The organism is Nonomuraea sp. CA-218870 (assembly GCF_050936535.1).
In the GTDB taxonomy this organism is placed as follows: Bacteria; Actinomycetota; Actinomycetes; order Streptosporangiales; family Streptosporangiaceae; genus Nonomuraea; species Nonomuraea corallina.
This window is the reverse complement of record NZ_JBNJMN010000001.1, coordinates 2417553-2434194: the sequence shown is the minus strand read 5'-3', so window position 1 is coordinate 2434194 and position 16642 is coordinate 2417553. Positions and strand designations below refer to the sequence as shown.

The 16642-nt window shown below is 69.9% G+C and carries 19 protein-coding genes; 9 read left to right on the top strand and 10 right to left on the bottom strand.

The window, feature by feature from the left end; genetic code table 11:
- Positions 1–48: 48 nt before the first annotated feature.
- The 5 genes from ACQEUU_RS11980 to ACQEUU_RS11960 are packed head-to-tail and all read right to left on the bottom strand — an operon-like array spanning position 49 to position 4920.
- Positions 49–963, bottom strand: coding sequence for a carbohydrate ABC transporter permease (locus ACQEUU_RS11980; RefSeq protein ID WP_433064279.1), 915 nt, complete (start codon positions 961–963; stop codon positions 49–51).
- Between the two features lie 5 nt (positions 964–968).
- Entirely contained in the window at positions 969–1880 is a 912-nt protein-coding gene (locus ACQEUU_RS11975; protein ID WP_433064276.1) for a carbohydrate ABC transporter permease, read from the bottom strand.
- Positions 1880–3289 (bottom strand): N-acetylglucosamine/diacetylchitobiose ABC transporter substrate-binding protein, encoded by a 1410-nt coding sequence (gene ngcE, locus ACQEUU_RS11970; RefSeq protein ID WP_433064274.1) that lies wholly within the window; start codon positions 3287–3289, stop codon positions 1880–1882. Before ngcE ends, ACQEUU_RS11975 begins: the two co-directional genes overlap by 1 nt.
- A gap of 26 nt (positions 3290–3315) precedes the next feature.
- On the bottom strand, positions 3316–4044 hold the full coding sequence (locus tag ACQEUU_RS11965) for a sugar isomerase domain-containing protein (RefSeq protein WP_433064271.1): 729 nt from the start codon (positions 4042–4044) through the stop codon (positions 3316–3318).
- A complete protein-coding gene (locus tag ACQEUU_RS11960) occupies positions 4045–4920 on the bottom strand; it encodes a MurR/RpiR family transcriptional regulator (RefSeq protein ID WP_433064268.1) in 876 nt (291 codons plus the stop codon).
- A gap of 72 nt (positions 4921–4992) precedes the next feature.
- Between ACQEUU_RS11960 and ACQEUU_RS11955 the strand changes: the two genes are divergently transcribed.
- The 4 genes from ACQEUU_RS11955 to ACQEUU_RS11940 all read left to right on the top strand — a co-directional run bounded on the left by ACQEUU_RS11955 (position 4993) and on the right by ACQEUU_RS11940 (position 6896).
- On the top strand, positions 4993–5940 hold the full coding sequence (locus ACQEUU_RS11955) for an N-acetylglucosamine kinase (RefSeq protein WP_433064266.1): 948 nt from the start codon (positions 4993–4995) through the stop codon (positions 5938–5940).
- Entirely contained in the window at positions 5937–6290 is a 354-nt protein-coding gene (locus tag ACQEUU_RS11950; protein ID WP_433064263.1) for a hypothetical protein, read from the top strand. Before ACQEUU_RS11955 ends, ACQEUU_RS11950 begins: the two co-directional genes overlap by 4 nt.
- Positions 6291–6335: 45 nt before the next feature.
- Positions 6336–6479 carry a hypothetical protein gene (locus tag ACQEUU_RS11945; protein WP_433064260.1) on the top strand — a complete coding sequence of 48 codons (144 nt, stop codon included), beginning with the start codon at positions 6336–6338 and terminating at the stop codon, positions 6477–6479.
- Between the two features lie 72 nt (positions 6480–6551).
- Complete coding sequence (locus ACQEUU_RS11940) at positions 6552–6896, top strand: hypothetical protein (RefSeq protein ID WP_433064257.1); 345 nt, start codon at positions 6552–6554, stop codon at positions 6894–6896.
- A gap of 104 nt (positions 6897–7000) precedes the next feature.
- Here the strand turns inward: ACQEUU_RS11940 and ACQEUU_RS11935 are convergent, their stop codons facing one another.
- The 3 genes from ACQEUU_RS11935 to ACQEUU_RS11925 form a co-directional block, all read right to left on the bottom strand.
- Positions 7001–7858: a hypothetical protein gene (locus ACQEUU_RS11935; protein ID WP_433064254.1), complete on the bottom strand. Its 858-nt coding sequence runs from the start codon at positions 7856–7858 to the stop codon at positions 7001–7003.
- 436 nt (positions 7859–8294) lie between these two features.
- Positions 8295–8438 carry a hypothetical protein gene (locus tag ACQEUU_RS11930; RefSeq protein ID WP_433064251.1) on the bottom strand — a complete coding sequence of 48 codons (144 nt, stop codon included), beginning with the start codon at positions 8436–8438 and terminating at the stop codon, positions 8295–8297.
- Between the two features lie 402 nt (positions 8439–8840).
- Positions 8841–10328, bottom strand: coding sequence for an ATP-binding protein (locus ACQEUU_RS11925; RefSeq protein ID WP_433064248.1), 1488 nt, complete (start codon positions 10326–10328; stop codon positions 8841–8843).
- Positions 10329–11150: 822 nt separating this feature from the next.
- On the opposite strand from ACQEUU_RS11925, the gene ACQEUU_RS11920 reads away from it, so the two are divergent.
- The 3 genes from ACQEUU_RS11920 (at position 11151) to ACQEUU_RS11910 (ending at position 13677) form a co-directional block, all read left to right on the top strand.
- On the top strand, positions 11151–11999 hold the full coding sequence (locus ACQEUU_RS11920; protein ID WP_433064245.1) for a LysR family transcriptional regulator: 849 nt from the start codon (positions 11151–11153) through the stop codon (positions 11997–11999).
- Positions 12000–12021: 22 nt separating this feature from the next.
- Positions 12022–12675, top strand: a complete 654-nt coding sequence (locus ACQEUU_RS11915) for a MerR family transcriptional regulator (RefSeq protein WP_433064242.1) — start codon at positions 12022–12024, stop codon at positions 12673–12675.
- Positions 12676–12804: 129 nt separating this feature from the next.
- Positions 12805–13677, top strand: coding sequence for an alpha/beta fold hydrolase (locus ACQEUU_RS11910; protein WP_433064239.1), 873 nt, complete (start codon positions 12805–12807; stop codon positions 13675–13677).
- On the opposite strand, the gene ACQEUU_RS11905 is transcribed toward ACQEUU_RS11910, so the two are convergent.
- Together ACQEUU_RS11905 and ACQEUU_RS11900 are read right to left on the bottom strand one after the other, a co-directional pair.
- The gene (locus ACQEUU_RS11905) at positions 13663–14157 is read right to left on the bottom strand and encodes an NUDIX hydrolase (protein ID WP_433064236.1); all 495 of its coding nucleotides are present in this window, start codon (positions 14155–14157) and stop codon (positions 13663–13665) included. The genes ACQEUU_RS11910 and ACQEUU_RS11905 overlap by 15 nt on opposite strands.
- Before the next feature lie 34 nt (positions 14158–14191).
- Complete coding sequence (locus ACQEUU_RS11900) at positions 14192–14866, bottom strand: ThuA domain-containing protein (protein WP_433064233.1); 675 nt, start codon at positions 14864–14866, stop codon at positions 14192–14194.
- Here ACQEUU_RS11900 and ACQEUU_RS11895 point away from each other — a divergent pair.
- Entirely contained in the window at positions 14860–15849 is a 990-nt protein-coding gene (locus ACQEUU_RS11895) for an RNA polymerase sigma-70 factor (protein WP_433064231.1), read from the top strand. The genes ACQEUU_RS11900 and ACQEUU_RS11895 overlap by 7 nt on opposite strands.
- A 27-nt stretch (positions 15850–15876) precedes the next feature.
- On the top strand, positions 15877–16638 hold the full coding sequence (locus ACQEUU_RS11890; RefSeq protein ID WP_433064228.1) for an SDR family NAD(P)-dependent oxidoreductase: 762 nt from the start codon (positions 15877–15879) through the stop codon (positions 16636–16638).
- Positions 16639–16642 lie beyond the last annotated feature (4 nt).

Genomic DNA, 16642 nt, shown 5'->3' with positions numbered 1-16642 from the left:
GAAGCGTAGGCCCACCGCCCCTCACGTGCGAGCCTTATTCACTATTGCCTATTTGAGCGCCCCCGCCGTGAGCCCCGTCTGGATCTGCCGCTGGAAGACCGTGTACACCACCAGCATCGGCAGGATGGCCAACGTCAGCGCCGCGAACAGGGCCGCCCAGTCCTGGTCGTAGCCCGCCGCGGTGGAGATGTCGGCGATGCCCTGGGTGAGCACCCATTTGTCCCGCTCCTGCAGCAGCACCAGCGGAAGCTGGTACTGGTTCCACTGGCCGAGCACGTTGAAGATGGTGATGCTCACCAGCCCCGGCCTGGCCATCGGCAGCATGATCTGGAAGAACACCCGGGTGTGCGAGGCCCCGTCGACGGTGGCCGCCTCCGCGACCGCCGTGGGCAGCGTGCGGAAGAACGCCGACAGGAAGAACACGGTGAAGGGCATCGAGTACGCGATGTACACCAGCACCAGCCCGGCGTGCGTGTTCAGCCCGATGAACGGGCCGACCAGCGGGACGTGCCCCATGTTCTGCACCACGAAGAACAGCGGCGTCAGCGCCAGGTAGACCGGGAACGCCAGACCGGACACGAACAGCAGGTAGACGGCCCGGTTGCCGCGGAACGGGTAGCGGGCCAGCACGTAGGCGGCCATCGACCCGACGAGCATGGTGCCGGCCGTGCTGAACGACACCACGATGACGCTGTTGAGCATGTACTGCCCGATGTGCGCCTGCTCCCAGGCGCGGGCGAAGTTGTCCCACCGCAGGGCGGCGGGGAGCGACCAGGCGTCGCCGAAGATCTCGTCCTCGCTCTTCACCGAGGCGAGGAACGTCCACAGGATCGGCACCACCGTCAGCACCGTCCACACCACCAGGGCCACATGGGTGAGGACGTCCAGCGGCCCGAGCCGCCGGCGGCGTTCCCGGCGGGCGAGCCTGCGTGAGTTCGCGGCCGTCCACGATGTCGTCGTCATAAGCGTCAGTACTCGATTCGTTCGCGGCGGGACAGGCGCAGCGACAGGATCGCGAAGCCGATGGTGAAGAAGAACATCACGACGCCCAGCGCCGAGGCGTAGCCGAAGCGGAAGTACTGGAACGCGTTGCGGTAGATCTCGGTGGCCATGACCGTGGTGGAGAAGTCCGGCCCGCCGTGCTGGTCGGTCATCACCCACACGATCGCGAACACGTCCAGCGCCAGGATGCCGAGATAGACCCAGGCGACCTGCACGGTGTCCCAGAGCAGCGGCAGCGTGACGCGGAAGAAGAGGCTGAACCGGCCGGCCCCGTCGATCCGCGCGGCCTCGAACATGTCGCGCGGGATCGACGCCAGCCCGGCCGAGAACAGCACCACGTAGAAGCCGACCGCCTGCCACACCATGACGCCCAGGACCGACCAGAACGCGACGTCCGGGTCCGACAGGAAGCCGACGGGGCCCATCCCCAGCGCCATCAGCGGCGCGTTCAGCATGCCGCTGTCGTCGGGCCGGAACACCTGCTGGAACAGCACCGCGACCACCGTCACGGCCAGCACCTGCGGGAAGAAGAACACCACCCGGTAGAACGCCGACCCGGCCACGCCTCCCACGCCCTGCCCTTCGCGCCCCACGTTGAGAAGGAACGCGAAGAACAGGGCGATGACGATCGTCAGCAGCGGCAGCAGCAGGAGCAGCGCCGCGTTGTGGGTGACCGCCTTCCAGAAGACCCCATCGGCGAACAACCGGATGAAGTTGTCGAACCCGATGAAGGCGGGCGTGGCGTTCACCCCCCGCCAGTCGGTCATCGCGATGTAGAACGCCTGCAGGTACGGGGAGATCACGTACACCAGGTAGAGCGTGACGGGCGCCGCCAGGAAGGCCAGGATGAACAGCCCCCGGCGGTACTTGGCGAACATCAACGCCGGTACTTCTTGATCGAGGAGTCGGCCTTGAGCTCGTCCGCCTTCTTCTGCAGCCGCTCCACGAACTCCTTGGCGGTGGCGCCGCCGCTCATGAGCCGACCGGTCGCGGCGACCGCCTCGTCGTGGAGCTGGGCGTACCACTGACGCCAGCGGAAGTGGACGGTGTTGGCGCCGGCCGCGGCGAGCGCCTCCGTGGCGCTCTTGGCGCCCGGCGTCAGGTCGCGGCCCTCACCGGCGCCCTTGACCACGGACACGGTACGGACCAGCTCGCTGAAGTCGCCTGCCGCCTTCTTCGACAGCATGGCCCGCAGGTACTCCACGCCGCCCTGCGGGTTGGCGCCGCGCGACGGCACGATGAAGGTCTCGCCGGGCCGGGTGTGCAGGGTGCCGTACGGCAACTTGTCGGAGGCGGTGAAGTCCGGGATGGGGAACATGCCGTACTCGAAGTCGTCCGGCGTGGTGGTCGCCTGCTCGTTCTCCAGCCAGGAGCCGCTCGGCAGCATGGCGACCTGGTACTTGTTCTGCGCCGTCTGGGTCTGCACGTGGTCGAGGCCGGCGGTGCCCTCCATCAGGTACTTGGCGCCCACCTCGGCCCACGCCTCGGCGGACTGGAGCACCGGCTCGGCGGTCCAGGCGCCGTCCTCCAGGTTGTCGATGTTCACCAGCACCTCGCTGCCGCCGATCTTGGCGGCCATGGTGAGCAGCGGCTCGTACAGGTACTGAGGATGCTTGCCCGCGTACGTGAACGGCGCCATCTTGCCCGACTTCTTGATCGTCTCGCACAGGGCCAGGAACTCGTCCCAGGTCTTGGGCACCGCCCAGCCGTTGTCGCGGAACGCCTTCTGCGAGAACCAGATGCCGTGGATGTAGTTGACGTAGCCGACGCTGAGGAACTTACCGTCGAGGGTGCCGAAGTCGACGACGGCCGGGTCCAGGGTGTCCCTGACCTTGACGTTCGGGTCGTCCCAGCTCGGCGCGTCCAGCAGCGGGCCGAGGTCCTGGAGCTGGCCGTCCTGGGCGAGCGCGCCCATGTCCAGGGCGTTGGCGCCGGAGTTGTCGATCACGTCGGGCGGGTTGCCGCCGGCGAAGCGCGGCTGCAGGACCTTGGTGATCTCCTTGGTGGCGCTGTGCTTGATCGCGACGTCGGGATACTTGGTCTTGAACAGCGGCTGGTGGATGTCGGTGGCGTAGGCGTCGCCGAAGCCGCCGTCGAAGATCCACACTTCCAGCGGCTTCTTGGCGTCCACGCCGAAGGGGTTGGCCGCGCTCGTGGCGGCCGGCGCGGCGGACGAGGTGGGGGCCTGGGTCTGGGGGGTGGCGCACGCGGCGAGCGCGCCGGCCACCGGGGCGAGGGCCGCCGCGCGGAGCAGGCCGCGGCGGGTGATCTGGGGGGTGTTCTCCATGGGTCCCTACTCCTGACTTGTCTGACTCAACGTCGGATGCGTCCTGCGTACCGGCTCTCCAGGGCTCTGTTGTGCTCGTCACCGCCGATCACGTTGGCCGACAGGTAGATCGGCGGCGTCTCGCCGAGCGCGACCAGGCGCTCGACCGTCTCGGTGACCATGAGCTGCGCGAGCAGCGCCGAGGTGATGGTGGAGACGGCGCCGTAGGTCCCCCCGCCGGGCAGTTCCAGCACCGCGTCCCCGTACGGGGCGCCGTTGTCCAGCACCACGTCCGCGAGGTCGAGCAGCTTGCCGCCGGACGGATGACGTGAGGTCATCCGTCCGCTGTGCTCGACGGAGGTGATCGCGATGAGCGGGTGGCCGCGCTCCTTGACGAGCGAGGCGAGCTCGACGACCGCGCCGTTGACGCCGGAGCTGGAGATCAGCACGAACGCGTCACGCGGGTCCACCGGCGCCAGCGCGTAGATCCGGTACGCGATCTCGGCGTCCCGCTCCAGCTCGGGGGTGAGCACGCCGGGCGGCTCTCCCCCGTACAGGACGAGGTCTCTGGGCGAGAGCCGGTTGCTCGGCACCAGCCCGCCCGCGCGTCCGGCGATCTCCATGGCGATGGCCTCGGAGTGACCGGAACCGAAAGCGTTTACCACACCGCCCGCGCGAAGCGCCGTCACCAGCGCCGCGGCGGCCCGCCCGACCGGCTCCGCCTGGCTCTCGGCGACCTCGCGGGCCAGCTCCAGCGCCACGGTTGCGTACGTCATTCAGCCTCTTTCCACCCGGTGACTCTCCACGGCGGCGATCGTCAGCTCGAACGCCTCGTTCGTGCGCTCGTACGTCCGCTGCGCGACCGCCACGTACACGGTGTCCAGCACGAAGAGCTGGGAGTGGACGGCGGCCAGCCCGCCGAGCCGGAACGTGGTCTCCCTGCTCGCGGTGGTCAGCACCAGCTCGGCCAGCTCCGCCAGCGGCGACCGGGCGAACGAGGTGACCGCCACGGTCAGCGCGCCGTGGCCGCCTGCCTCGGCCAGTGACTCCATCACCTCGCGGGTGCGGCCCCGGTGGCTGATCCCGATGGCCACGTCGCCGTCGCGCAGCAGCGCCGCCTCCGACAGGGCGACGTGCGCGTCGTACGCGCTCCAGCACGGGATGCCGATGCGGCGCAGCCGGCCCTCCAGCATGGTCGCCACGTTGCCGCTGGTGGAGACGCCGACCAGGAGCACCCGGCGGGCGGCCACCACGGCGTCGGCGACCTTCGAGACCACCTCGGGATCGAGCTGGGCGGCCGTGTCCTGGATGAGCCGGGCGTCGGCGGCGGCGATCACCTCGATGGCCACGTCGATCGGGTCGTCCGGGCCGATCTCGTGACCCACGCCCGCGCCCCACCCGGCCTGCGCCGCCCGGCCGGTCTCGGTGGCCAGCGCCACCCGCAGCTCGGCGTAGCCGGAGAAGCCGAACGCCCGGCAGAACCTCGTCACGGTCGCCGGCGAACTGCCCGAACGCTCGGCCAGTGCGATGATCGTCGACCGCGCGGCCTCCGCCGGGTCGTCGAGGATCACCTCGCCCACCCTGCGCAGCGCTTCGGGCAGAACGGGAAGCTCGGTCTCGATACGGCCCAGGGCACCAGGAGTCACGAACATTCCTTCCGAACATTCGGCCTTCGGCGAAAATTATTCTTGCTTACTGGTCACGTCAAGACCCACAATCTGATCGTGACTATTCCGCTCGTGGTCGGGGTCGACGCCGGCGCCACGGCCACCCGCGTGGCGGTCCACACGCTCGACGGCACCCGGGTCGGGTACGCGCTCGCCGGCGCAGGCAACCCCACCGCGCACGGCCTCGACAAGGCCGTGGCCGCCATCGCCGGCGCGGTGCGCCAGGCCCTCGCCGGCCACGACGGCTCCCAGGTGGTGAGGTCGCTCGCGGGGGTGGCCGGGCACGTCCAGCGGATGCTCCCCGGCCTGGACAAGGCCTGGGCCGACCTGGGCATCCCGTCGGGCCCTCGGCTCTCCGGCGACGTCGAGATCGCCTACGCCGCGGGCTCACCGGAGCCGGACGGCTCCCTCCTGCTGTCCGGCACCGGCGCGGTGGCGGCTGCCATCAGGTCACACCGGCTCGACCGGATCGCCGACGGGCTCGGCTGGCTGCTGGGCGACGCGGGCTCCGGCTTCTGGATCGGCCGCGCCGCCGCCCGGCACACCGCCGCCGCCCTCGACACGTCCTCCCCCGACGACCTGACGGAACTGGTGCTGCGCCACTTCCTCGGCGACTCGCGCGGAGCCACCGCACGCGACACCGCCGACCGGTTCGTCCGCCTCGTCCAGGGCGGCCACATGCGCCTGGCCGAACTCGCCTCGCCGGTGAGCCGGGCCGCCGCCGACGGCGACCCCGCCGCCCTGGCGATCACCCGCCAGGCCGCCGACCACCTGGTGGCCACCGTCCGCCGGGTCCACGTCTCGGGGCCGGTGGTCCTCGCGGGCAGCGTGCTCACCAACGACGGTCCCGTACGCTCCCGCGTCCTGGAACTGCTGGGCGGCGAGCAGGTGCGCACGGCGGGCGACGCGGCGGGCGCGGCGGCCTGGCTGGCGGCCCGCGACCACCTGCCGGAAGACCGCGCGGCCGCGGTGCACGCCGCCTTCACCGGCGCCGCCACGCCGTGAACTCCGCCTCCGAGGCGAGCCGCCGCGATCCCGTCACTCCGCCGCGACGGGGCCTGCGCCGCCTTCTCCACCGCGGCCAGGTCGAGCTGGCCGGCGGTCTCCCGGAGGAGCCGGAGGTCGTTGCCCGCCACCACGCCCAGCACCTTCTCCAGGCTGTCACCGGGCAGGATCTCCCGGCCGACGTCGGCCCACTGGTCGTCCCTGCCCGTCAGCGCGCCGGGCAGCTCGTGGCGCACGGTCCCGATCCGGCCGAGAAGGTTCACGCGGTGATAGTGACGCTCACCGCCGCCTTCCGTGTGCCGGTGGAAAAATCATTCTCGACCGAATCCCGTTTCCACGCCCTGTCGTAACCTTGCGCTCACGTGGAGTCACCGAGACCCCGAGGGGAGATCGCCGTGAGCGGGAAGCACGCAGGCAAGCCGAAGAAGGACGAGCCGCTGACCAAGACAGGCCAGCCGGGGAAATCGACGGATGGCACCTGGCCCGGAGGGAAGGGCAAGCACACCAAGAACGGCGAACAGGGCGGGCAGGAGAAGTGATCAGCGCACTCAACCGCACGGAGGCGCTCATCCAGGAGTTGGCCCCCCCTCGACCACCGGATCGCCGACGCGATGCGCGAGGTTCCCCGTCACCTGTTCATCCCGCCCGTCGCCCTGGCGGGCCTCGGTGGCGAGAACCCGCGGCTCATCGACCGCGAGGCCGACCCCCGCGGCTGGTGGGACGCGGTTTACTCCGACAACCCCATCATCACGCAACTCGATGACGGCGCCACCGACATAGGAACCGCCCCCGGTGACTCCACGTCGTCATGCTCCGCACCTGGCATCGTCGCCCAGTTCCTGGAACTGCTCGACCCTGAACCCGGAACCCAAGTGCTGGAGATCGGGACGGGCACCGGCTGGACCGCAGCCCTGCTCTGCCACCTGGTCGGCGCGGCCAACGTCGCGACGACATAGAAGTGCTCGCGCCCATCGCCCGCATGGACGTCGCGACCGTCGGACTCACAGCCGGTCAGGAACACGAGCATCAGCGCGACGGCTGCGCTAGATCAGCCGGCACCTTAGTCTCGCCCGTCTCCCAGGCTTACCGAGATTATCTCGACCGATTCGACCTGCCTGTTCTGCGACAGCGACTTGATCTCTTCGAGCTCGACGCTTGCGATAAATCCCTCGACCGTTCCGGCTCGGGACAGTCTGCGCAGCTCACCCAGGTCCAGATTGAGTTGAGCGAGGAGCGGCGCGTCCTCGTCCCGGAGAGTCGAGACCCACAACTTGAAACCGTCGGACGCGGGCATGGGATGGTCACTCGCACATGGCAGACTCTTGTCATCGCAGAACGAGTCATCCCAGGAAACCGACCCCTTGGAGTCGTTCTGCAGGCGAAAGATGGCTACGTCGATACCGTTCAGCAGCCAGGCGTCGACAATCTTCGCGGAGGTGGAGGCAGAGAGTTCGACCATGACCAAGGCGCGTAGGTACTTGTTCTTGTCAGGCAGGTCGACAAGGCCCTGATCCTTCGGGGTAAGCCCGATCGGCGCCGATTCCCCTGAACTACTGATGACCGAAGTCAGGTACCAGGGCCTCAGGTGCGGTGCCGAGACGTCACCGGAGGGAAGGAGTTCGACGGCTGCTTGACGAGTTGCCTCGTCCCCCTTGTTCAGCGGATAGGCGGAACGGGGATCAACCAGCAAGGGAACGGTGCCGCCCCAGGGGCCGATGTCCGCCTCCTTCGACGGATCGGCGCGAATACGGTAGTCCGGGCGAGAAACAGCGAAGGCGTTCGCCAGGACGAGCTTCGCCCGCGCCGTGGATAAGTCAGTCCATGGCCCAGAAGCTTGGTAAACGAAAACAGACAGCAGGGCCAGGGCGGTAAGGGTCGATATGATCATAAATATTCGACGTCGGCTGACGAGTGCCAAGACACCGTCCTCACAATCTACTGAGTGTGCTGGTGCCGGCCCCTTGTCAAGATGCCGGCACCAGCACACGATTCACTCCGAGTTGTTCACCGTTTCATGGTGAACGGGGCGAGACCTCATCAGGAAAGTGGAGGCTTCTTGAGCGTGGACTTGTGGTAGCACCCGACCGGTGTGTAACTGCGACCATTCCAGTTGATCGGGTACATGCCCCCGTAATCTCTTTCTATCTTGCACCACAGGTCGTGCTTGACCGGGGTTGTCTGGTAACGCACTTTATAGCGGCTCTGAGCATTCTCGTGCCAGTAAGTGAAATCGAAGGAGTACTCTGTGTGATTGGGCCTGAGCACGCCGTTCTGCTCGATCAGGGACGTGTCGATCCACGCCCACGAGCCGTCGCCCTGCCTGAGCTGGGTGGGGCCGGAGTAGGACTCGGTGGTCAGGTGCCCGTCGGGGTACGCCCAGGTGCGGGAGGTTTCGTGTAGGCGTCCTCGACGGCGACGGGCTTGTTGTCCTTGCGCGCCTGCTCCACCGCGGCACGCAGGGCCGCGTCCGGGTCCTCGGGCCGCGGGAACGTGGTCACCGCAGGGTCCGTGGCTTTGGCGTTCTGCGGATCAGGGTCGGCGACGGCTTCCCTGACGGGGCCCGGTGACCAGCAACGATGCCGCCACCGTGAGCACCGTTGCGGCCGCGAGCCTCCGTTTGGGTTTGCTGATGGTACGGGGTCTTCTGCCTAACTCGTTCACTGACGACCTCAATCGGAGTGAATTGGCTTGTCGGCCCTGATCATCAGCCGGAAGATCATCATGATCAACATGACATAGATCACAAATAAAATGAACCTAAAAGCTGTAACTTCTGCGAAGTTACGAGCGAAACCCAACGGGCAAGATTTTCGAGTCGACGGTAATTCAGATTTCCTCATCCAGGTATCAACTGCAGGCGTAGTCATACAGCCGCGACCAGTGGCGAGAATCGACTGAGACTACCCACGGAGAACGGTGACCTGGCGGCCGTACGGCGTGGCCGCCTGCTCGAAGCAGCCGCGTTCCTTCCACGGCGGAGCCTCGGGCCGCCGGTCGAAGATGACCAGCACGCCGGTGGTGAGGCTGAGCCGGTCCAGATACTCATCCAGCTGGGCGAGCCCCTCGGACAGCGGGTCGTCCTTACCCGCCCGCCAGACCTTCAGCTCCATCGCCTCCCGTTGCACCAGCCGCACACCGTCCGGCCCGGTGTAGGGCCAACGGACCAGCACGTCCAGACGCTTGGTCCCGGCCGCGTACTCCCGGTCGAGCTGGCCGCCGCCGTTCACCAGCCGGTGCAGGAATGCCATGAGGATGATCTGACAGGCCGCCTCGTGATAGCCCTCTTGGCGGATGAGCACCTCGCCGTGCTCGCGCCAGAACACGACGAACTCCCGCAGCAGCCGCTCCAGGTCGAACCGGCCGTCGGACAGCACGAAGCTGCGCGGATCGGCCTTGACGAACCGCTCCGTACGATCGCCCAGAACCCGGAGCAGAACCTCTCGGTAGATCGGGTTGGCGATCTCCAGATCCCTGGTCCCCCGGATGAGGCCCAGATCGTGCACGTAGGAGACGTCGTCGTCGAAAGAGGTGTCCGCGCTGGGCCATGTGCCCGCCACGATCGGTTCGATCACCCGTTCCACCCGTGGTTCGTGCAGCCGCGCCACGAGGGCGTCCAGATGGGTGGCGCGCGCCCGGATCAACCGTTCCTTGGCGTCTTCCACCTGCCCGGCGGTGACGGCGCCGGTCACGCCCATCTCGAAGACGATCTCATGGGCCAGGGCGTTGACCAGCCACGGTTGCCCTTGGGTCAGCTCGAAGGCCCGCTCCACCGCGTCCTTGGTGAACTCCTGGCCGGTCGCCTCCGTGTGCTGGCCGTACAGCTCGCCGATCTGGTCGGCGGTGAAGTCACTCAGACGCAGCGACTTGGTGATGATGTTGAACGGGCTGGCCGGGTTCGACCGGCCGGGCTCGCCGCCCGAGGCGACCTTGTAGTCACGCACGTCACGCAACCCGCACAACACCACGGACGCGGGGAAAGGACGGCCCTGCGGCCGTGCGTTGTGGCCTTCACGGAGCTGGCTGAGGATGCTGACCATGCTGTTGCCCTGTATCGCGTCGATCTCGTCGAGAAACAGCACCACCCGGCGCGGACTGCGGCGGCACCACTCGGTCAGCGCCGTACCGAACAGGGTGCCCGCCGGGGTATGCGGCCAGGACTCCGGCGGCAGCAGTTCCTCCGGCCATCCGGCCCACTCGGCGGCCTGGCGGAGTGACTTCAGCAGGATTTCTTCCGCCGCGGCGTAGTCGTCGCCGGCCGACTTGGCGCGCTCGCAGGAGAACATCAGGGCGGCGATGTCGCCCTCGGCGTTCAGCTCGGACGCCAGGGCTTCCAGCGTGGTCGTCTTGCCGGTCTGCCGGGGCGCGTGCAGCACGAAGTGGCGATCCATGTCGATCAGCGCTCGCGCCTCGGGAAGCCGAGGAGCGGGTGGGAGAACGTAGTGGAGCCGGGGATCACAGGGGCCCGCGGTATTGAAGGATCTCACTTGGAGTGCGAGCATAATCACATAATGTCATCGCCGTGACCGTGCTGAGTGTGTTCCGAGAAGAGACTGCGGCTCCTTCTGGTGCGGCGTCCCCGCTCAGCACGGGGACGTCGAAGCGGACGTTGCTCACGGTGCTGCCGAACTCCACCTCGGCGTTGTACAGGAAGACGCGTTGGCACCCAGGGGCGGTCGTGGTGCCGGTTCTCCACGGGCCATGTCTGGTTCGCGCCGTTGACGTAGATCTGGAAGTAGGGCGCGGGGTAGGCGTGCTGCCAGCACAGGCGCAGCGCGTAGCGGTACCTCGTGTTCCCGTCGTCGAACGCCACCGTGCCTTCCAGCAGGGTCAGCGCCCCGTAGCCGCCGGAGCGCGACGGCCAGGGCTGCGAGGGCGGCGGCGATCGACGCCAGCGGGCGACGTCCTTTCGAGCGTACGGTCAATTCACACCTCTCCGTTTCGGAAGTGCCGAGTGCTCGGAGATTAGAAGTGGCGTCAGTAACGGTCCAGCACGGCCCGCATGGAGGGCCTATCCGGTCCGGCACTAAAAGCACTGTCAGGGCGCCCATAGGCAGGCCCCCTGGGCAGAGAGGCAGGGTATCGGGTCGAAAAGTTGCGGCACGATAATGAAAGATTCACGGCATCAGGCCCACGGGATTCGACTCTCCCACTTCACGCGGCTTGTCCAATTCTGTAAGACAGAGGTGCCATCAACCTTCCCGAGGTGAGCGATGGACCTACGGCACATCAGGTATGCGATCACGATCGCCCGCGCCGGCAGCCTGCGCCGGGCCGCGGCCGTGCTGCGCATCGCCCAGCCCACGCTGTCGGAGCAGCTGCGGGCGCTGGAGAAGGAGATCGGTGCGGAGCTGTTCACCCGGTCCTCCAGCGGGGTCCAGCTCACCGAGGCCGGGGAGGCGTTCCTGGCGCAGGCGACGGTGGCGGTGGAGGCGTTCGACCGGGCGGTAGCCGCCGCCCGCCGCACGGGGCAGTGCACCCGGCTGGGGGTGGCGGACGGGCTGAGCGATGTGGTGGCGCGGCTGTTGTCGCCGTTGCCGGACGCGCGGCTGCGGGTGGCGCCGATGGGGACGGCCGAGCAGATCGTCTCGCTGATGGACGGAACGCTCCAGGCCGGGCTGGGGTACGCGCCGGGCTCGCTGCCGCGTGGGGTGGCCCGCATGCTGGTGCACCGTTCGCCCGTGCGCGCGCTGCTTCCCCGTGATCATCGGCTCGCCGGGCGGGAGCGGCTGCTGCTGGCGGAGCTGGCGGCGGAGCCGCTGGTCATGCCGGAGTCGGAGGCGGTGGCGGGGGCGCGGCGTTTTCTGGAGGCGTTCGTGCGACACCGGCTGCACCCCCGGCTGGGCGCGTCGGCGGCGACGCACGAGCTGGTGGTCGCGATGGTGGCCGACGGCGCCGGCTACACCCTGTGCGTGCGGGAGGGTACGCCGGTGCCGGAGCCGCTGGCGTTCGTGCCCATCGTGGAGGAGGTGCCGCCGATCGAGGTGGTGCTGCTGTGGAACCGGCAGGCCGACGTGCATGATCTGCTCAGCTCTGCCCGCCACCTGGCACGGCATGGATAGTGTTACTCTCCAAGAGATGCGGATGTCCGAGTTGAGCGCCAGGTCCGGCGTCGCCATTCCCACGATCAAGTACTACCTGCGCGAGGGCCTGCTCCACCAGGGCGAGCAGGTGGCCGCCACCCGCGCCGAGTACGACGACTCCCACCTGCGCAGATTGTCGCTGATCAGGGCTCTGGTGGAGGTCGGGAAGCTGCCGATCGCGACCGTGAAGAAGGTCGTGGCCGCGATCGAGGACGAGTCGCTGCCCTTCCACAACATGCTGGGCACCGCCCACCACGCGCTGACCCCTCAGGTCGAGCCGGAGCCGACGCCCGAATGGGAGGCGGCCAGGGCCGAGGTGGACGCGCTCATCTCCGACCTCGGCTGGCAGGTGAGCCCCGAGGCCCCGTCCCGGGACGAGCTGACGCAGACCATGGCGCGGATGCGCCGGCTCGGCCTGGGCAAGGACATCCGCGCGTACGCGGAGACGGCTGAACGGCTGGTCCGCGAGGTCGAACTGGACGCCATCCCGCTGAGCGACGACCGCGACGCCGCCGTGCAGGCGCTGGTGCTCGGCACGGTCCTGTACGGGCGGGCGCTGGAGTCGCTGCGCCGTCTCGCCCAGGAGTCGGAGTCCGCCCGCCGCTTCACCTCCGCCCGGGAGGAGCGGGACCCCGGCGCCGGGCCCGGGGGGTGAAGAGGACGCGGTCAGACCACGTGACCTGAGCGGGAGCGGTTACTCGCCACGCTGCAGCGGATGGTGCCGACCCGGCTGGAAGCCTGCCCCTGAGGCATCCAGGACCCGCCGCCGGGTAGGGCGGGCCGGATGTTCGACGGATTCGCGGAAAGCCGCGTGGACACCGGTGAGGCGGAGATCTACGTCAGGCACGGCGGCGAAGGGCCGCCGCTGCTGCTCCTGCACGGCCATCCCAGAACGCACGCCACCTGGCACCGGACGGCTCCCCTGCTCGCCGCCGGCCACACCGTGGTCTGCCCTGACCTGCGAGGGTACGGCCGCTCCTCCAAACCGGAGACCACCCCCGACCACGAGCCCTACTCCAAGCGCGCCATGGCCCGCGACCTGGTCGCCCTCATGCGCACGCTGGGCCACGACCGGTTCGCGGTCGCCGGCCACGACCGGGGCGCCTACGTGGCGCACCGGCTGGCCGCCGACCACCCGGACGCGGTGACCCGGCTGGTGGTCATGGACGCGGTCCCCATCGGCGAGGCCCTGGCCCGCTGCGACGCGGAGTTCGCGGCGCGCTGGTGGCACTGGTTCTTCCTCGGCCAGACGGCCAAGCCCGCCGAACGGGTGATCAACGCCGACCCCGACGCGTGGTATCGCGGCGACCCGGACCAGATGGGCGCGGAGGCGTACGAGGACTATCGCCGCGCCGTCCACGACCCCGCGACCGTGCACGCGATGTGCGAGGACTACCGGGCGGGGCTCGGCCCGGACCGCGCCGCCGACGAGGCCGACCGGGCGGCGGGCCGCAGGATCGGCTGCCCGGTGCTGGTGCTCTGGGCGACCCGCGACGACATGGAGGAGTTGTACGGCGACCCGGTCGAGGTGTGGCGCGCCTGGGCGGACGACGTGCGCGGGCACCCCGTCGACAGCGGCCACCACCTGGCCGAGGACGCGCCCGCCGAGCTGGCCGCGGCCCTCGGGCGCTTCCTGAAGGAGTCAGCGGCGGGCTAAGGCGAGATAGCGGGTGAAGGCGTCCTGGCCGTCCGGGGTGAACGGCCAGCGCCACACCGCCAGCCGCAGCTCGTCCTCGCTCATCCACCCCTGCCACGGCACCCGCTCGGGGTCGGGCCGAGGCTCCCCCGCCAGGACGGCCTCGTGCACCCCGAGCCAGTAGGGGCCGGACACGCCCCGGCACAGGAACCTGACCACCGGCCGCACCGGCGCCCGCGCCCCGAACTTCTCGGCCAGCAGGCGGGCCGCCGCCCGCTCGTACGACTCTCCCGGGGCGACGGGGCCGCCGACCGTCACCTCGTAGTAGCCGGGGAAGCGGGCGGCGCGGTCGGAGCGGCGGTGAACGAGGATCCGGCCGTCCGCGTCACGGCAGACGGAGGTGGCGACGCGGTGCAGCCAGCCGCGCCTGACCGCCTCCGCGCGGTCGGCCACGCCGAGCACCTCGTCCTGGTCGTCGACGCCTTCCACGAGTTGGTCCACCCGCACACCATCGCAGGCGGGTGTGACACTTTGCTCAGTCGCTGACCGTGACCGGGCGTTTCAGCAGCCACAGCGCGGCGCGTTGCAGCAGCGCGCGGTGGACCTCGTTGGCGTAGGCGCGGGTGTCGTGGCCGAGCGCGTCGTAGAAGACCCGGCCGCGCCGGACGGGCCGGGCCCACATGAGCGGCTGGCCGCGGGAGGAGGCCAGCGGCTGGACGTCCGGGAGCAGGTCGAGGTCGCTGTAGACCTCGTCGACGACGTCGAAGTCGCGCAGCCCTTCCACGACCGGGTGGCCGCCGTGGACGCGCACGCCGGTCCAGCCGAGCTGCGGGTGGTGGGACTTCGGCCAGGACCAGCAGCCGCCGAGCACGCGGGGCCAGCCCTGCCAGTCGTCGAAGCAGATGGCCGCGGCGTGCATCCCCAGCAGGCCGCCGCCCCGCTCCAGATGGTCGAGCAGGGTGGTGCGGGCCTGGGCGGGCAGCGCGAAGCGCCACCGGTCGCGCAGGTCGGCGAACCGGTCGAGGCCCATCTGCCAGCGCAGCGCGTTGACGGTGATGAGCTGGACCTCCGGCGGCTCGCTCAGCGCGCCGGCGATGTCGTCGGTGACCTCCGACTCGATCCCCACCTCCGCCAGCACCTCGGCGAGCGCCGCCGACGTGGCGTCGAAGTCGTGGAACGGGCCTCCTGACAGGATCAGATTGCGTGCCACCCGCCAAGCTCATCACGCCCGCCCCCGCTTTTCCACCGGTGCGGGCGCCGCATCCGGCCGAGGGGCGGGCGCCGCATCCGGCCGAGGGGCGGGCGGGCGCGCCGGGTACGCTGCGCGGCATGACCGGGGTCGACGACTTCGAGGCCTGGCGCCCGCTGCTGCTCGGGCTGGCCTATCGCCTGCTGGGGAGCATGTGGGACGCCGAGGACGTGGTCCAGGACGCCTGGCTGCGCTGGTCGGCGGCGGACCGGCAGGACGTCAGGGAGCCGCGCGCGTTCCTGATCACCGTGGTGTCGCGGCTGGCGCTGGACCAGCTGCGCTCGGCCCGGGTGAAGCGGGAGGCCTACGTCGGGCCGTGGCTGCCGGAGCCGGTCCAGGACGGCGAGGCCGGGCCGCTGGACACGGCCGAGCTGCGCGACACGGTGTCGTTCGCGACCCTGCACCTGATGGAGCGCCTGTCGCCGCCGGAGCGGGCGGTGTTCGTGCTGCGGGAGGCGTTCGAGCTGCCGTACGACCGGATCGCCGGGATCATCGGCGTGTCCGTCGCGAACGCGCGCCAGCTGCACCACCGCGCCGCCCGGAGGCTGGCCGAGGGGCGGCACGGCCGGTTCAGTCCGTCGGCCGAGGAGCACGCCGAGCTGTTCAACCGGTTCCTCGCCGCGGCCGGCGGCGGCGACCTGGAGGCGCTCACCGAGCTGCTGCACGACGACGTCGTGTACTACAGCGACGGCGGCGGCAAGGTCCGCGCCGCGCTGCGCCCGATCGCCGGCCGCGACAGGGTGCTGCGCTTCTTCGCCGGGGTGTGGGAGCGCTACGAGCGCGGGAGCGCGGTGCTCGGCTCGGCCAACGGCCAGCCCGTGCTCTGGTCCGTCCTCGGCCGGCACCCGCAGCTGCTCGCGCTGGACGTGCGCGACGGCCGCATCCAGACCGTGTACGGAGTGCTCAATCCGGACAAGCTCACCCGCGTGCGCCCGCCGATGTGAGGGCGCGACCGGCTTTATAGTCCAGTCATGGATCTCGGTATCTCAGGCAAGGTCGCACTCGTCACGGGAGGCAGCGCGGGCATCGGGCTCGCCGCCGCCAAGAGCCTGGCGCGGGAGGGGTGCGACGTGTGCGTGGCCGCGCGCAACCCCGAACGGCTCGCCGACGCGGTGGTGGAGCTCCAGGAGTACGGCAAGGTGGTGCACGCCGTCCTCGCCGACGTGGAGGATCCGCAGGCGGCCGAGCGGGTCGCGCGCGAGACGCGCGACGTCCTCGGGCCGATCGACATCCTGGTGGCCAACGCGGGCGGGCCCCCGGCCGGCAGGTTCGTCGACGTGACCGCGGCCGAATGGGACGTGGCGGTGCAGCGCAACCTGCTCGGCACCGTACGGCTGATGCGCGCGGTGCTGCCGGAGATGCGCTCGCGCGGCTGGGGCCGGATCGTCACCGTGACCAGCAGGTCGGCCAGGGAGGCCATCGACGGGCTGGCCCTGTCCAACGCCACCCGCTCGGCCGTGGCCGGCATGGTGCGCACCCTCGCCCGGGAGGTGGGCGGCGACGGCGTGCTGGTCAACAACGTCATGCCCGGCCCGATCGACACCGACCGGCTGCGCGATCTGTCCGGCGGCGAGGATGGGCTGGCCGAGCGGGCGGCGGGCGTGCCGGTGGGGCGCGTCGGCCACGCCTCGGAGGTCGGCGACGTGGTCGCGTTCCTGGCCAGCGAGCGGGCCTCGTTCGTGAACGGCATCTCGCTCCTGGTGGACGGCGGCGAGAGCCGGGTCATCGCGTGACCCC

Coding starts and splice junctions, on each gene's coding strand:
- ACQEUU_RS11980 (WP_433064279.1), bottom strand. CDS start 963: ATGACGACGACATCGTGGACGGCCGCGAACTCACGCAGGCTCGCCCGC.
- ACQEUU_RS11975 (WP_433064276.1), bottom strand. CDS start 1,880: ATGTTCGCCAAGTACCGCCGGGGGCTGTTCATCCTGGCCTTCCTGGCG.
- ngcE (WP_433064274.1), bottom strand. CDS start 3,289: ATGGAGAACACCCCCCAGATCACCCGCCGCGGCCTGCTCCGCGCGGCG.
- ACQEUU_RS11965 (WP_433064271.1), bottom strand. CDS start 4,044: ATGACGTACGCAACCGTGGCGCTGGAGCTGGCCCGCGAGGTCGCCGAG.
- ACQEUU_RS11960 (WP_433064268.1), bottom strand. CDS start 4,920: ATGTTCGTGACTCCTGGTGCCCTGGGCCGTATCGAGACCGAGCTTCCC.
- ACQEUU_RS11940 (WP_433064257.1), top strand. CDS start 6,552: ATGCGCGAGGTTCCCCGTCACCTGTTCATCCCGCCCGTCGCCCTGGCG.
- ACQEUU_RS11925 (WP_433064248.1), bottom strand. CDS start 10,328: ATGGATCGCCACTTCGTGCTGCACGCGCCCCGGCAGACCGGCAAGACG.
- ACQEUU_RS11920 (WP_433064245.1), top strand. CDS start 11,151: ATGGACCTACGGCACATCAGGTATGCGATCACGATCGCCCGCGCCGGC.
- ACQEUU_RS11915 (WP_433064242.1), top strand. CDS start 12,022: ATGTCCGAGTTGAGCGCCAGGTCCGGCGTCGCCATTCCCACGATCAAG.
- ACQEUU_RS11910 (WP_433064239.1), top strand. CDS start 12,805: ATGTTCGACGGATTCGCGGAAAGCCGCGTGGACACCGGTGAGGCGGAG.
- ACQEUU_RS11890 (WP_433064228.1), top strand. CDS start 15,877: ATGGATCTCGGTATCTCAGGCAAGGTCGCACTCGTCACGGGAGGCAGC.